Annotated in this window: 10 protein-coding genes; 4 read left to right on the forward strand and 6 right to left on the reverse strand. The window is 66.7% G+C overall.

What is annotated here, in order from left to right; all coding sequences use genetic code 11:
• Positions 1-6: 6 nt before the first annotated feature.
• Entirely contained in the window at positions 7-4,326 is a 4,320-nt protein-coding gene (locus AAGI46_03780; protein MEM1011324.1) for an FHA domain-containing protein, read from the forward strand.
• 127 nt (positions 4,327-4,453) lie between these two features.
• On the opposite strand, the gene thyX is transcribed toward AAGI46_03780, so the two are convergent.
• The 3 genes from thyX to AAGI46_03795 all read right to left on the reverse strand — a co-directional run bounded on the left by thyX (position 4,454) and on the right by AAGI46_03795 (position 7,603).
• Positions 4,454-5,329, reverse strand: a complete 876-nt coding sequence (gene thyX / locus AAGI46_03785; protein MEM1011325.1) for an FAD-dependent thymidylate synthase — start codon at positions 5,327-5,329, stop codon at positions 4,454-4,456.
• A gap of 17 nt (positions 5,330-5,346) precedes the next feature.
• On the reverse strand, positions 5,347-6,279 hold the full coding sequence (locus tag AAGI46_03790) for a hypothetical protein (GenBank protein ID MEM1011326.1): 933 nt from the start codon (positions 6,277-6,279) through the stop codon (positions 5,347-5,349).
• 184 nt (positions 6,280-6,463) lie between these two features.
• A complete protein-coding gene (locus AAGI46_03795) occupies positions 6,464-7,603 on the reverse strand; it encodes a cysteine desulfurase family protein (protein MEM1011327.1) in 1,140 nt (379 codons plus the stop codon).
• Between the two features lie 32 nt (positions 7,604-7,635).
• Between AAGI46_03795 and AAGI46_03800 the strand changes: the two genes are divergently transcribed.
• Complete coding sequence (locus AAGI46_03800) at positions 7,636-9,006, forward strand: sulfatase-like hydrolase/transferase (protein MEM1011328.1); 1,371 nt, start codon at positions 7,636-7,638, stop codon at positions 9,004-9,006.
• A 33-nt stretch (positions 9,007-9,039) separates the two neighbouring features.
• Here AAGI46_03800 and AAGI46_03805 read toward each other — a convergent pair whose 3' ends face one another.
• The 3 genes from AAGI46_03805 to AAGI46_03815 all read right to left on the reverse strand — a co-directional run bounded on the left by AAGI46_03805 (position 9,040) and on the right by AAGI46_03815 (position 12,059).
• Positions 9,040-9,858: a type II secretion system protein gene (locus AAGI46_03805; GenBank protein ID MEM1011329.1), complete on the reverse strand. Its 819-nt coding sequence runs from the start codon at positions 9,856-9,858 to the stop codon at positions 9,040-9,042.
• A 129-nt stretch (positions 9,859-9,987) separates the two neighbouring features.
• On the reverse strand, positions 9,988-10,788 hold the full coding sequence (locus AAGI46_03810) for a hypothetical protein (GenBank protein ID MEM1011330.1): 801 nt from the start codon (positions 10,786-10,788) through the stop codon (positions 9,988-9,990).
• A gap of 47 nt (positions 10,789-10,835) precedes the next feature.
• Positions 10,836-12,059, reverse strand: a complete 1,224-nt coding sequence (locus AAGI46_03815) for a GntR family transcriptional regulator (protein ID MEM1011331.1) — start codon at positions 12,057-12,059, stop codon at positions 10,836-10,838.
• A gap of 309 nt (positions 12,060-12,368) precedes the next feature.
• On the opposite strand from AAGI46_03815, the gene AAGI46_03820 reads away from it, so the two are divergent.
• Together AAGI46_03820 and AAGI46_03825 are read left to right on the forward strand one after the other, a co-directional pair.
• A complete protein-coding gene (locus AAGI46_03820; protein ID MEM1011332.1) occupies positions 12,369-15,437 on the forward strand; it encodes a hypothetical protein in 3,069 nt (1,022 codons plus the stop codon).
• Positions 15,430-16,076 (forward strand): hypothetical protein (locus AAGI46_03825; protein ID MEM1011333.1); only part of this gene is annotated, 647 nt, incomplete at its 3' end. The genes AAGI46_03820 and AAGI46_03825, both read left to right, overlap by 8 nt.

Below are 16,076 nucleotides of genomic sequence, written 5' to 3' on the forward strand. Positions count from 1 at the left end.
CTTCCGATGCCCTCGTCCGACGCCTCATCTTCCGCGGCTCCGTACCTGCGGCTGCTCGAACCGCTGCCCGCCGGCACCCTGCCCGACGAAGGTCCGATCGTCCGGCTCGATCGCCCGATCACCCAGGCCGGCTCGCGACGGACGGCACGGCTGTTCCTGTCGAGCCACACCGTCAGCCGGGCACACTGCCTCTTCGTCGTCCGGCCGGACGGCGTGATGGTGCGCGACACCGTCAGCCGATCGGGCACGCTCGTCAACGGCGACGCGGTCGACGAGGCCGTGCTGGAAGATGGCGACGAAGTCCAGCTGGGACGATTTCGGTTCACCTTCTTCGAAGGCGAACTGCCCACAGCGCGCGACGACACCCGCGCAGGCCCGGCTGAGCTGACGGCCATCCTGCCGGACGGCGGTGTGCTGACGAAAAAGGTCGCCGCGGATCGCCAGACGCTGCTGATCGGGCGGCGCGAGGGCATGGATCTGGTTCTGCCCAGCAGTCAGATCTCGACGGCCCACCTCGCGCTCATCCGTCTGCCACAGGCCGGCGGGAACGGGTTCGCCGCGTTCGACCTGGGCGGCAAGGGGTCAACGCGCAACGGCAAACGGCTCAAGCAGGCGGTCCTGAAAAACGGCGACACGCTGACGGCCGGTCCGGTCGAGATCACACTCGCCGTCGACATTCCGAAGCCGGCGGCGAGCAGGCGTCCCGCCTCGCCGGTCGCCGAAGCCCCGCCGGTGGCTCCGGAGCCGCCCGTCGAGCCGGAGGCCGAGGCTGAAACTGAGACGCCAGCGGACGAATCGCTGAGCGATTTCCGCCGGCAGTGGCAAAAACCCGCCGCCGACGACGTCGAGGACGCCGTCGTCGAAGCCGAGCCGGAAGCAGGCAGCGAACCAGAAGCGGCAGACGACTGGGTCCCCTTCGACGAGGACGAGACGGCGTCAGACGACGAGGCACCGGTCGCCGAGACCGAACCTGTCGCCGAGACGGAGGCGATCGAGGAGCCTTTCGTCGAAGACGAGGTGGAGGAGGCCGTCGCGGACGAACCCGAGGCGTCCGACGTCGCCGAAGCATTGCCGGCAGACGTGATCGCCGACGTGGTGCAGGAGCCCGTCGAAGAGCCACCGCCGATCGAGCAGATTGTCGAGGAGGCCGAGGAGCCAGAGCCGATCGAGACTGCCGGGACCGACGAGGCGGATGAGCCGGACGAAGTGATCGCCGCGCCGGTCGCTATCGAAGAGGAACCCATCGCTGTCGAGGAGGCGCCGGTCGCGGAGGTCGCGCCTCCGGAGGAGCCGCCTGCCGAGATTGCCGACGAGGTCGTTGAACCCGTCGCGGAGGAGGAAGTCGCCCCGATCGAACTGGCCGATACAGACGAGCCGGTCGCGATCGAAGAGGAAGCCGTCACGATCGAGGAAGAGCCGGTCGAGGAGGTCGCGCCGACGGAGGAACCGCGTGCGGAGATCGCCGACGTCGTCATCGAACCCGTCGAGGAGACGGAGGCCGCCCCGATTGAGCTAGCCGAGGTTGACGAAACGCCGACCGTTGAAGCAGAAGTCGCGGCCGAGCCTGTCGAGGAATCGGCGGACGTCGCGATCGACCTCGCCGAGGGCGAAACCGACGAGAACGGGGAAGACGAAGGCGTCGACCTGTCGATGCTCGACTTCGACGAGCCTGTGGCCGACCCGGCCACAGACGAAGTCGTCGCGGAAGTCGAGCCCGAACCGACTCCCGAGCCGTTGGTCGAGCCCGAGCCGGTCGCTGCAGTTGAGCCGGAACGAGCGGTCGAGCCCGTCGCCGAGGTCGAGCCCGAGCCAGTCGCCAAAGTCGAGCCCGAAGCCGACGTCGACACACCGGTGCGGCGGACGAAGGGGACGCGGCGAGTCATCGAGGCGGAGACGCTCGACGAGGTCGAGTCTGCGCCGTCGTTGCCCACCGCCTCGTCGCCGGACGAGGACGCGCTGTTCGACGCGAGCCACCAACTCGTCGCCGAGACGCCTGCGGAACCCGAACCTGCTGTCGAGTTCGAGCCGTCCACCGACGAGCCGGAAGGTCCGCCGCTGGCGACGTTCGAGGAGGAGAAGCGTTTCGAGCACAAGGCGACCGATGACGCGCCCGACGACAGGCCGTCGTCCACGCAGGAGCGGCCGGTCACGCCTGTCGTGAAGCCGGGCGACACCGGCTCAACCGGCAAGGCTGTGCCGCTGTCGTCGTGGCAAGCCAACTGGGGCTCGCTCGACTCGGTGACGAACACGCCACCGCCGGCGGTTGCCGATGCCGGCGTGCTGTCGTTCATGCCAGCCCCGACGCCGCTGGCACCGCAAACGCCCGAGCCGCAGGCAGAAGCACCGCCCGAGCCTGAGCCCGAAGCGACGCCGGAACCGGAGTCAGCTACGCCTGTCGATGCCGATGCCGACGAACCGGACGAGCCACCCATCGACGCACTGCCGCCGCTGGAGGGCAAGCCCAAGGACCGCCCGACGACTGTCGGCTTCGGCACGTCGTCCGACGACGATCTGCCCGAGATCGACGAGACCGCCAGGCCCGCCGGGCCGTTCTCGGAGGCGAAGTTTCCGCCGTCGAATCGCAAGGACGCCCCGCCGATCGGGCCAGCGTCCACGCCCACGCACGACACGCCCACGCACGAGTCGTCGGTGCTCGACCCGTCGTTCGTCATGCCCGAGACGTCGGGTCTGACCGGCACGGTCGAAGACTTCGGGCTCGACGCCGCCGTCGACCCGGCAGACCTGCGCGACACGCCCGCCGACGCCGTCCCGCCCAAGGACGACACGCGGCTTGGCGAAGCCCTCGACGACGAACCAGCCGTCCCGAGCGGCGGGTTCCTGCGCGTCATCCGCAACGGCGTCGACCCGGACGTGCTCAACGGCAACGGGCACGCGGGCGAGTACGACGCCGACGCCAACGGACACCGCGACGACGGTGGACTGGGTGTCGCTACCGCCGTCGCACCGGCTGCGACCGCCACTCGAACCGTCGGCCGACCAGCTGGTCCCGACGGTCGACGCCGCCGGCCACGCGTGCCGCCGACACCGAAGCGCGCAGCCGTCGCACGTGCCACCGCGACGGAATTGCAGCGGCGAAGCCCCAACCGCAAGAAGGCCGTCGCCCTCGTCGTCGGAACGACGCTCATAGCGATGGTCGGCGTGGTAGCGGCGGTGCTGACCCTGGCCGGGCCCACGTCGGTCGTCGAGGGTCGGCTGCGGCACGAGGTTCCTCAAAACCTGCCGATCGAGGAGCAGATCCTGTTCGAGCAGACGCGTGTCGCTGCGGTCAGCGATCCGAACGTGCGCAACGAGGCGGCGGCGATCCTTCGGCGTCAAGCGCCCGACGTCTCGCCGGGCTGGCTGGCAGGAGCTGGCGTCGAGGACGTGTTTGCGTCGTTCATTGCCGAACCGCCGGGCACGATGATCGTCGAGCGCAAGACGAAGAACGCCGAGGCCGGTCGCGCTCGAGTCGAAGCGTTGCTGCGAGCACTCGCCGCGTCGGATCAGGTGATCCGCGACGAGTCCGCGGCGGCGAAAGAGGCGGCCGATCGTCGTCGCGGGCGTCGACTGGGCATTGACGTGCAGGCGGGTCAGGTGACGCGTCAGCTGCAGGACCTGCGAACGCTGCAGAACCAGCGTGCCCTGGCAGAGCCGCTGCCGACCGCCGAAGCCATCGAGTCGCAGCTCGAAGCAATCCGCCAAAGCAAGACCGACGCCGTTCGCGACGCAGCCGAGGCACGAGCGGCGCTTGCGAAGCTGGCCGACCTTCCCGACGACGCCGGGCCCAACGGCGAGCCGGATCCGACGCTCGCCCAGCTGCGTCAGCAGGAACGCAACCTCGAACGCGACGCCCTCACCGCCGCCCCTTCGGAGAAACCGGCGCTGGCCGATGCGCTGTCGTCGCTCGGGCGTCGCATCGAGCTTCGCGAGGCCGAGCTGTCTGGCGAACGCCGACGCGCCGAGACGTCGCTTCGCCGCGACATTGCCCGCGCGGCCGTCGCGGCAGACACAGCCGACACGAACGAGGACGAGCTTCTGCGTCAGCTTCGAGACGTCCGCGATCGCCGCGACGAAGACCGACGCCTGCAGACCCAGATCGACGAAGCCATGGAGCGGTCGGCCACACTCGACGAAGAGCTGACGCGTCTTCGCGAAGAGGACGAGCAAGCCGCCATCGACGCCGCCGGCTTCGTCTACGCGACCGACGTCGGCGAGATCTCGTTCACCACCGGCGAAGACGAACGCCCGCAAATCATGGCCTACGGCCTGCTCGCGGTCTTCGCCCTCGGACTCGCAGCGCTCTACCTTGTGCTCCGCCGCTCGTAACTTCGCCACTCTCCGTCATCCCGAGCGCAGCCGAGGGACCTCGCAATGACAAGCGGACGAGGTCCTTCGACTCGCTGCGCTCGCTCAGGATGACGGAGGAACGCTCGGTGCGAACGGAGTGGATGCGTCACGCTTCGCCTGAGAGCAGCTTGCGCTTCTCGTCCCACTCGGCGTTCTCGCGTTTGTTTTCGCTCGCCAGCGGCTGGCCGGTGCGCATGGCTTCGAGCTCGAGGCGTGTCAGCTGGACGCTGCCCAGCTGGTAGTCCTCAAAGGCCTCGCACGCGACGGGGGCGATCGGCTTCATCAGCGCGAACATCGCCTCGGCGTAGTCGCGGATCTCTTTCTGCGCGTGGGCGTCGAGCCGAAGCCTGAGGAAGCGGAAGACGTTGTGCAGGTCGCACTTCCAGTACCACTCGGTGTAGACGTTCTGCGGCAACAGCATGCGGGCCGTCTCGCGGGCGACGCCTTCGTCGAGGTAACGCTCGTACGTGGCATAGCTGTCGCGCTCGACGGCGTCGAGGTGGCCCATGAAGGCGTCGGCCGTCGCGGCGGGCAGTTCGTCGCCACGGCCCTGGCGATTGGTGCTGCTCTGGGCCCGAAGGTCGTCGCGCGAGGGCTTGTAGAAGCGGTCCTGCACGACGCTGTAGCGGGCGCTGTACTCGTTGATGTTGGCCGTGCGGTGCCGGACCCACTGCCGGGCGACGAAGATCGGCATGACGCAGTGGAACTTGAGCTCCACCATCTCGAACGGCGTGGAGTGCCAGTGCCGCATGAGGTAGCGGATCAGGCCGCGGTCTTCGGTGACCTTTTTTGTGCCGGCGCCGTAGCTGACGCGCGCTGCCTGGACGATGGCCGCGTCGGCGGTTTGGCCTTCGCTGACGAGGCGTGGCATGGCGTCGACGAGGGCGACCATGCCGTGGTCGTGCACTTTGATCTCGCGACGCGCGTCGCCCTGCAGAATGTCGACGAGCGGCTGATCTGGGGAAATCCGTTGCGTTTCCATAATGACTGCCGGCAGGTTTACCGCGAAGTGGCCCCGCCGAGAACAAGGTATGCCACGAACAACACCACCAGCCCCAGACCTTCGATCGGCCCGAGCCGCCAGCGACCGAGCATCGCCGGCAGCGTCAGCAGCGACACCACCGCCAAAATCGGCAAGTCGATGCTGGACAACCGCGGCGACGCCGGCACCGTCTCGCCCAGGAGCAACAACATGCCAGCGACCAGCGCCGGAATGAGCGTTACCAGAAGCCCCGCCGTCATCGCCAGGGCGACGAGTGTGCCGGTCGCGCTGCCATTGCTGCTGCTGTTGATGGCCGGGCGAATGAGCGGGACAGCCAGCATCGGGCCGACCAGGATCATGCCGGTGAGTGCCTGCCCACCGGGGCGTCCCGCGACGTCGAGTCCGCCGGCACCGTGCCACGCAAGCCAGCCACCCGCGACCGTCAACAGTCCCGCCGCGGCGACCTGGACCCAGCCGATCGGCGCCGGCAAGAGCGCACGTCTCGCTCCCGCGACGAGGACGGCCACGCCGCACGCTGCGAGCAGGCCCAGGTCGAGCGTGGCCATCGCTCCACCCTGGACGACCACGAGCGCCGCCAGCGCCGCCGGCAGCAGCAGAACGCCCGCGGACGACGGGAGGTCGTCGGGTGCGTTCGAATCACTGTCGGGCTGGTTGATGAGGGCCAACCCTGCGACGAGCGTCATGCACGCGACGGCCAGCGCGATCGGCAACGTCATCGCCAGGTCCGGCAGCCCGACCCACGCCGCAGCGAGGCTGAGCAGCGTCGCGGGCAGAACGCCGGGCACGATCAGGCTCGCCGGGCCACGCGATCGCCCGGCATCGTGCGTCGCCCGCACCGCGAGATACGACGCGATCGTCGCCCCCAGGAGCAACGCCGCCGCGACGAGCGGCGTCGCGTCGGACGACGTTGCACTGACCTGAGCGAACAAGCGTCCACCCTAGCACGGGCGACGCGCTGCTCGATTCTGATCAGTGCCCCGAAGCCGAGAGCAGAGCGCAGCGTCGCTCCGGGTCTGATCGACTGACAAAAGGAACCCGACTCACGCTCGTCCCCGACCCGGGGTGACGCTGCGCTCTACCCACAGCTTCGACCTGTGACTCCAACGAGAGATGTCATGCTGCGACGGGCATGACACGACGCAGACGCGTGACAGACTCGGAAATGATGCGGATCGCGTCGCCGACCTCTGCGTCCGTCGTCTCGCGCGACAGACTCAGTCGGATGCTTCCGAATGCCCACGGCTCGGGGACACCCATCGCCAGCAGCACCCGGCTCGGCTCGAGCGAACCGCTGCTGCAGGCGGCACCGGCGCTGGCACAGACGCCGGCCTCGTTCATCAGCATCAGCAGGGCCTCCGCCTGCACACCCTTGAAGGCGATGTTGCTCGTGTTCGGCAGCCGATCGGCGTCGAGGCCGTTGATCCGAACGTCGGGCAACGCGTCAACAAGCGACTGCTCCAGCCGATCACGCTTGGCCGCGGTGTCGCCCGCAGCGGCGATGCGATCTGGCGACGTCTCTGCCGCGACGCCCGCCGCGAGGATGCCGACGACGTTCTCCGTCCCGCCGCGACGGTCCCGCTCCTGAGGCCCGCCCACCACCAGCGGCGGCACGCGCAGCCCACGCCGGACGTATAGACACCCGACGCCTTTGAGCCCGTGGAATTTGTGCGGCGAGAACGTCGCCGCGTCGCAACCGACGGCGTGTAGATCGACCGGCAGCTTGCCGACCATCTGCGTCGCGTCGACGTGCAGCGGCACGCCCTTCTCACGGCACACCTCCGCCAGCGACGCGACGTCGTTCAAAACGCCCGTCTCGTTGTTCGCCCAAATGACCGAGACGACCGCCGCGTCCTCGTCGAGCGCTTCCCGCATCGTTTCGGGCGACAGACGCCCTGATTCGTCCACCGGCAGGAAAGCCACATCACGGCCGGACTCGCCGAGGGTTTCGACGGTGCGGTGCGTCGCATCGTGCTCGACGACGGTCGTGACGATCCGGCCGGCACGCTTCGAAGCCAGGCCGCGGAGCAGCGTGTTTGTCGCCTCGGTGCCGCTGCCGGTGAAGGTGATCTCGCGGTCGCGACAGCCGACCAACTCCGCGACGCTCGCTCGGGCCTCGTCGATCGCGGCCCGCGTCTGCTGGCCGAGGGCGTGGACGCTGCTCGGGTTGCCAAACGCTTCGCCAACGGAGTCTCGCACACGCTCGACGACGGCATCGTCGGGCCGCGTGGTCGCGTTGTTGTCGAGGTAAATCACGCCGACGAACGTTAGCCAGTACGGTGTCTCGCATGGGCCAACCGAACCTGATGATCGTCATGTGCGACGAGCTCCGCTGGTGCGAGCCCGGCTGCTACGGCGGCCAGGCCAAGACGCCGCACCTCGACGCACTCGCCGCCCGTGGCGTCCGCTGCGAGACGGCCGTCAGCAACGCCCCGGTCTGCATGCCTGCCCGCAGTGTCGTCCTCAGCGGACAGCACGCCCGCACCTGCACGGGCTTCACGAACAACACCGCCCTTCGCTTCGCACGCGACGCCGACGGCTCGAAAGGGTGGTGCTTCGACGGCTACGCCCCGGCCGAAAAGTGCGGCTTCGACGACCCGACGCTCGCCGAACTGCTGCGAGACGCCGGCTATCACACGCGGGCCATCGGCAAGTGGCACGTCGACGCCTGGCCGCACGACCTCGGCTTCGACCGATACCTCATCCCGCGCAACCACCACGCTCATTCCGCCCAACCGTTCTGCGAAGACGGCGGCCCAGAGCTGATGCCCGACGGCTTCAGCCCCGACTTCGAGGCGGACCGCGTCTGCTCATTCCTCGCGGAAACGCACGAGAAGCCCTGGTTCCTCTACTACAACCTCAGCCCGCCGCACATGCCGCTGGCGGACATGCCCGAGCGGTACCTGACGATGTTCGACGCCGCTTCCGTCGGCCGACGTGGAAACGTGCCAGACGACTTCGTGCCGGAAGAGCGTGCCGTCGGGGCGTACCTGTGGGACTACCGGCACTACCTGCAGTTCATGCCCCACGCCGTCGCCGACGCCAAGGCCGGGCGATCGATCGAGGCGCTCTACGCGCTCTACCTCGGCGCGACCGCCTGGGTCGACGACCTCGTCGGCCGGGTCATGCAGCAGCTCGAAACGACCGGCCAGCTAGACGACACGCTCGTCATCTTCACCAGCGATCACGGCGACATGATGGGCAGCCACGGCCTGATGGGGAAGGCGACGCTCTACGAAGAGAGCTACCGCATCCCCATGATTGCCGCCGGCGCCGGCGTGCCCGGCGGAAGGGTCGCGTCCGACGGCGTCGCCTCGCTCCTCGACCTCGCCCCCACCCTCCTCGACGCGGCCAACCAGGCGTCGCTGGACCATCTGCAGGGCACGAGCCTCCTGCCGATGTTCGCTGGCACCGCCCCCGGCCCCGAGGCTGCCGTCATCGAAACCTCCCATGACGGCACCGGCCTCCGCACCACCAGCCACCTCCTGGCCCTGGACCGCCAAGACCAAGCGTTCACCGGCAACGTCCGACGCTTCCACGACCTGACGGCCGATCCCCAGCAAAACCAAGCTTTCGAGGACTCGGGCCTGCGGGTTGATCTGCAAAGTCGTTTAGCCGACTGGGACGCCACGACGCCTTGGCGTGCTCCCCACACTTGAGTTGAGCCGGCCATCGCCAGTTGTGCGTCCTCGTCAGTCGCCAGCGAAAGGTCGCTTGGGGTGGGACAGGACTTGGCCGATGGATGTCGAGGGGAGGAAGAACAGCTCGCCTCGGTCGACCGATCCGTCTTGGTAGAGGACGTTGCGCACGGCGTCACGGTGAGGCGTCGAGAATGGGTGAGACGTCTCGCCGAAGATGTCGCTGCGGAAGGGGGCGATCAGCCCTCGGTTCGCCTGGCTTTTGATCGTCGTTACGACCTCAGCGACGAGCGGGACGTAATCGTCCCGCGTGACTTGGAACTGTGGGTTTGCAGGGACCTTGGCGAGCTGTTCGCCGAGGTAGTGGACCGTGCCGTCGGTCGAGCTGGTCGTCGGATTGTTCGCGCGATTGCCGTTGGGCAAGATGGAGTACCAACCGAAGCTGTACAAGCCCTTGTACGACGTGTTCCACTCGGCACCCCAGGCGAGTGAAGCTGAGTCCGACTCGACGAAGGTGACGTTGTCTGCCGGGCAGAACAACACGTCTCGCCGCTCTTCGTTGGCCGGATCGTCGCTCGGCAGGTATCCGCCCTCGACGATGCGTTCGATCCAGCCGAACCCGTTGTAGTGCAGGTTGTCCGCGTCGCCGTGGGCACTGGGGAGCGCGCCTTGCTCCGACGCGTAGGCCCGGAGGCCGATGCCGACCTGACGCAGGTTGGAGGCGCAGACGACCAGCCGTGCCGAGTTCTGAGCACGACTGAGCGTGGGGAGCAGAATCGAAATCAACAGAGAGATGATCGCAATGACCACGAGCAGCTCCACCAACGTGAACGCTCGGGCGGATCTGGTTTTCGAAGAAACGTGCTCCATCATGACAGCCTCCTCAACGTGTCGAAGCCAGCGGCAACACCGTCGGCGAAGCGAGCTCGCGTTCGAGGTGAAATCGTCCGTGACTCCACCTTGAAACGCCTACTTGGTTGTCGGCGATACCGACAGACCGCTTCACATGCGTCGCCTCGCAAGCACGAGCATGCCACCGAAAACGCCCATGCCGACGGATGTCGGCTCCGGGATTACGGTTCCGGTGCCCTTCCACAGAGTTCCTTGGGTCAGGTCGCCGTCGAGATTGGTCAAGACGGATCGACTGAACGCATCGGCCGTGCCATTGGTGTTCTCACCACCCGTGTTGTTGTTCGCCAGACCGAATCCGACCGTGTTGTTGCCGAAGAAGTTCGTGTTGCCAGCGAAGTTCGTGAACGTGAAGTTGTCGACGACCGGATCCACGCTGGCGTCGCCGTCCGCGTCGACGGCCAGAACGAGCGTGCTGCCGGGGTCGCTGCTGCCGGGCGTGTTGTAGATGAGCGCGATGCTCGTCTCGACGCCAGCCGTCAGTGTCCCGCCCGAGAAGTTGACCGCGACGGTGTCGTCGCCCAGGTTGTCTTCGAACGAGAGGTCGTTGGTGCTGGGCGACCATGCGTTGCTCTGCTGCGTCGCACCGCTGTTGGCCTTGGAGACGAAGACGGGCACGCCGTCGATCAGGAACAGCCCTGTGCCGTTGGACTCGGCACCGACCTCGAACAGGCGAACGCTGCCGGTCAGGTCGTTGGCGGTCGGCGTGAACGTGATGTTGAGCGTGAAGTTGTCCGACGCTGCGAATCCCGCGCCTCCACCGCTGCCGGCCGACGTCACGTTGCTGACTTGGGTCAGCCCGGTGGTGTCGACCAGGACGGCCGCGGAAGCGACGCTGGTCGCGGCGAGGGACGCCGCTGTGACGGCGATGACTTGAGTGGTCCGAGTAAGCATTTGAATCCTCCTGTCAGGAAAGTGAGCAATCGAAGCGGAAAAAGGCCCTAGCCGTGGACGACGAGTTGTGGCTCGACGAGCCGCGGCTCGGTCTGGAACTGTTCAAAGGACGAGTCGGACGATCGGCTGACGCGGAACGCCTCTTCGGCGAGCACGCGGCCGATCTGTCGGTTGTTCTTGTCGATCGTGGCGGCCGGGCGGAACTGCCGTTCTTGCCAGTCGAACGTCGCACCCAGATTGTGGTCGTACCCGACGATCATGATGTCCGACTCCGGATCGACACCAAGACGCCGGCACGCTTCAGACAAAAAGACCGCGTGGTGGTCGGACGTGCCGATGAGCGCGTCGACCGCGTCTGGGCCCGTGATCCGGTCGATGAGGAATCCGACGATCTGCCTCACCGCGTGGTCGAACGCATCCGGCTGCCCACAGGCTGCTTCGTTTGTGCCGCTCAGCGGCAGATGGACCGGCGTCAACGACGCGACGTCACGCCGCTTGCATACTGCGTCGTAGCCGATCTCGCGTTCCTTGATCCAAGGCCGAGACGAGATGTCGGGCGAGAACCCAGTCCAGACCGGAAGGATGCGGCGACACCCGCGCTCAATCAGCCAATCGGTCAGCATGCCACAGCCGGCCTGATGGTCCGATCCCACGCGCACCGAGGCGTCGGCCTGTGCGTCGCTTCCATAGACGACCAGCGGCACGCCGGCGCGTACGAAGCGTTCTCGCGCCTGCCGACTGAGCTCGAAACCGGACATGTCCCGCAGCCCAACCACCGCCATCGGTCGTTGGGCGACGAGAATGCGGAGCGTCTCGATCGTCAGCGTCGAGGGGGCCAGCGCCATCGCGTTGCCGCCGAGCGAACGAACGCGCGACAGCAACGCCGCCTCGATCATCCGGTCACTCGCCGGATTGACGGTTCCCTCGTCTTCGCCTGCTGCGTGCTCCGTCAGAAGCACCACCGTGTTGTCGAGCAGTGTTCGGCCGGTCGTCTCCGATCGAATCGGCAAGTCCGTCGATGGGTCATTCGGCAGACACAGGCGCCGCCCGCGAACGCCGTGCGGCCGGATGTAGCCGACCTCTTCGAGGCTCCCCAGGACGGCGCGGATGGTCGGACGTGAGACGTCGAAGTCCTCTGCCAGCACACGCTCGGACGGCAGCGGCTCGACCCGGTCGCCGGTGTTGGCCATCTCCACGAGACGGTCAAGGACGCGGCGCTGTCGGGGCGTCGTGATGCGGGTGAGCACATCGCTGGCCACGGCGGTGGACATGCCGGGAGACTAACCCTTTGCCGAACCACTTGCAACCACAAATACATCCACAATTTTGGTCCTTTATTTTCTTACCATTATGACCATGTGACGTTTGCACAGAACCAGCAATCGGGTATGCTTGCTCCCGGTCCGCAGGGCCTTCGCATCAGATGGATGCCCTGACTCGGCTTCCGCATACCGGCTTCAACGATGAAAAATCGATCATTGAGGGCAGTGTTGTCCGCAACAACTGCGCCTGCTCCGGGCGACATTCGTCGGCCGCGTGGCAAAATCGGCCGAGGTTCGTGGGCATGGACCGTGTTGCTGATGGTCATGCTCTTGGCCAACACGGCCGCACAGGCGGCGTCCGAGGCGTTCGACTTGGTTGTGACCAAACAGGCGTTCAACGTGCCGAGCGGTGTCAGCTACGAGCCGACCGCTCCGATCGTCGTCGAACTCGAAGTGACCAACGCAGGAGACGAAACGGTCGATTTCACACACGCTCGGTGGCAGGTCCGCCGGGTGCGCGAGCTGGTTGGGGATCCGCGTGACATTTGGATGAGCCAGTGGACCGACCTCGACGTCATTGCCACGGGCGCGTTTGAAAAGGACCCCGGTCTTCCCGAAGCAATCGAACCGGGTCAGGCGGTGCCGATGCGCTTCGCCTTCACGCCCGGCCAGTACGGCTCGTTCAGCGTGCTGATTCAGGTCGACCCGAAGCTCAACCGCAACGGCACCGAACGAACTCAAGGTGGCACGACGCCGCTACGCCTCACGACGACCGCCGTCATTCGACAGCCGGCCGAGGGATTTCGTCCGCTGTCGCCTTATCAAGTCGGCATCAGCGAGGCCCGGCATCGGCGGACGCGGGAGTACTTCGACCTCATGGGGCGATGGGGCTTCAAACAAGTCCGCTACGGCATGATGAGTGTCGAGCAAAAGGACCCGAGCGCTCTCGACGGCAACGTCGAGTACGACTTTGGCGAGATTGACAGCGTCGTCGACGCTCTGCGCGAGCACGGCATTGAGGCACAGATCGGCATGATGGCCTACGGCGACGGCGGCTTCCTCGATCGGCCGATGATCGGCGATCGGCTCATCACCTACATCGGCACGCGCAAAGCCAACCTGCTCGTCACGCCCGAAGACCTCGGCTCCGTCGGCGAAAACGGCACTTGGGCAGACTGGCTCTACCACCTGCTCGACGGGCGGACCGACGTCTTCACCAGCGGGTTCATCCGCAACGAGCCCTGGGAAGGTGGCAGCATCAGCAACTACCACGCGACCGCCGAGTACTACCGGCAGGTCAATCGCCTCGCACGCGAGGTCGCCAAATCCGTCGATCCGGAATTCAAGATCGTCGGTGCCGACTCGGGCATGAACACGATCGATCAGTTCGTCATGTCCGGCGCGGCCGAAGTGTTCGACGCCCTGACCGTCCACGAGTACGGCACGGTCTACCGCGGCAATCTCTCGAACGTCATTGCCGAAACCTTCGGCTGGCCCGTCTATCACAACGAAAACTGGTCCGGACCGTCCGACGCGTTCGTGATCATCAAAACGACCAACGGCCTGGCCGATGGCATGCTTTTGGAGCACCCGGTCGGCAGCGGCACCGGCTATCTGCCGTTGGGTGTCAAGCGTGACTACACGCTCATCGCGCCCCGGCCGCTCGCACAGGTGACGGCGACGATGCTGCACTTCATCGAAGACACCCGGCACGCCGAAGATCTTTCGCCACAGCACACGCCGCACGTGCACCTGTTCAAGGCCCACGAGTTGGCCGTCGATCCGGACAAGCATGCCGCAGTCGTCTTCGGCCGCTCGCCCCTGCACGGGCCGGCCTTCGATCCGGACCGACACGACGGCGTGTTCTTCGGCGTCCTCACGCCCGGCACGATGGCCATCCCCGATCCGGACGTCGTCGTCACCGCGTACGACCTCGAAGGCAACGAACTACCGAGGCTGCACGGCACCGACACGCTCGACATTCCGCTCACCGATCAGCCGTACTACCTCGTTTCCGACAACGGCTACGACGACCTTCGGCAACGACTCGTCGATGCTGAAGTTCGACAGCATGGCCAACCGTTCCAGGTGGAGATCGACGACTTCACGTCGCCGCTGACATCGGGCGATGCGATGCTCACGGTTCGCGTGACCAACCGTGCCGCGACGCCCCGCACAGCCGTCATCGACGTCGCGCTTCCGGATGGTCTGTCGATCACGAGCGAGTTCGAGCCGGTTCTGCTTGAGCCCGGCGAGCAGCGTGAAGTCTCTGTCGGCGTCACGGCCGACCGGTCCGCGCCGGCCAATCGCTATCCGATCAAGCTCACGGTTCGACCCGAAGGCGGCGACGCTCACGACGCGCTGGTCGTTGAGGAAAACCTCCACGAATCCCTGATCGTCCACGGCACGCCGACCGTCGACGGCGATCTGTCCGACTGGCCAGAGCTCGGCGCCAGGCCGGTCTACATCACCGGCGGCATCGTCGAGGTCGACCCGGGCGAGGCGCTGTGGTTCCCGATGGACAACCTGGAGGCCGACGATGCGTCCGGCATGTCCGCACGGTTTGCTGCACTCTGGGATGAGACGCACTTCTACGTCGCTGCCGAGGTGCGCGACCCGACCGAGGACTTTCGCCCCAGCGAAGACGGCGGGACGACATTCGTCGTCCATCGAGACTTCCCCTACCTCTACTGGGACAACGGCCGCCGCGTGCCGCTGTTCCGTGGCGCACGCGGCGACGGACTGAAGCTCGCCTTCGACGTTCTGCCGCTCGGCGAGAAGGACCAACCGCTCCTGCCGCGCGAGGCACAGCTCCAGCTCGACGACCGATTCGAGACGCTCCATCCCGATCACGAGATCGACCTCTACCCAGGCCGCGTCAACACGCTCGAGCGTTCGTACGACGAGGTCCACGCCGATCACCTCGCAAGCCTGAAAGACCCCTCACATCCCAATCACAAGGCACGATGGCCCGAGTTCGAAGGGCCGACGTGGGTGTACGAAGCGCCGACCAAGCCGGAGGCCTGGCGATTCCTGGCACCGGGCGTGCCGTTGCACAACGCCTATCCGTTCTCGCCGATCAGCGAACGCGATCAGAAGCTTCTCGATGACGTCCCCTTCGAGTTGCGTCGCACACCGACGGGCTGGGTTTACGAAGCGGCGATCCCGTGGACCGAGCTCTCCGCCGTCCAGCCGGAAGTCGGCAAAGTCGTCAACTTCGCCTTCTACGTGCTCGATGCGGGTCGTCAGAAGCTCAAGTGGACCGACGACCGATCGGCCGGGGCGCATCGCAACGTGACAATGCACCCGACGTGGCTCATGAATCAGGCGATTCGAACGAAGTGGGGCTTTCAACCACCCGCCGATGAAACGGCGTCCGATGACTGAGTCCGCCCACGCCACGCGCTGGATCGCACCGCCGCCCGACGGCACTGCCGAGCAGCCGATGCACTGGTGGGCCGCGCTTGGGCTCAATCGTGCATCGGGCAACAGCGGCACGATCGAGGTGACGGCTGACGCGCGGTTCACGCTGTGGCTTGAGATCGACGGGGAACGCCGACTGATCGGACGCGGTCCTCATCGCGGGACCCCGGCGTCGTGGTGTGTCCATCGCTACGCGTTGTCGATCCCTTCGGCACCATGTCGTCTGCTCGCGTTCATCGAAAGCGGCATCGGCGAGCTCGGCACAACGTCGGCTGCGCAGCTTTCGATTTCACCGGGATTCTGGCTCCGCTCGAGCAGCTTCGGCGACCTCACGCTCGACACCGGCATCGCCGATTGGCGTGTCACGTCGGCCGACGGCTTTCGGTGGCGATTTCCGAGCGACGTGCCCAACAGCCGACTCGCCGGCGGTGAGCAGTGGATGGATGTCGCCCGTTTCGACGCTGCACGCGACGCCGCGAAAAGCCACTGGTCCCTTGCCAGTGCGTGCGCGCCCGACGAACATCGAACGCTCGAGCCGACGCCGCTGCCAGAGATGATCCACCGTCGCTGTCGAGGTGGTCGAGTTTGCACGGTGACCGGCGC

Source organism: Planctomycetota bacterium, from assembly GCA_038746835.1.
Lineage (GTDB): Bacteria > Planctomycetota > Phycisphaerae > Tepidisphaerales > Tepidisphaeraceae > JBCDKH01.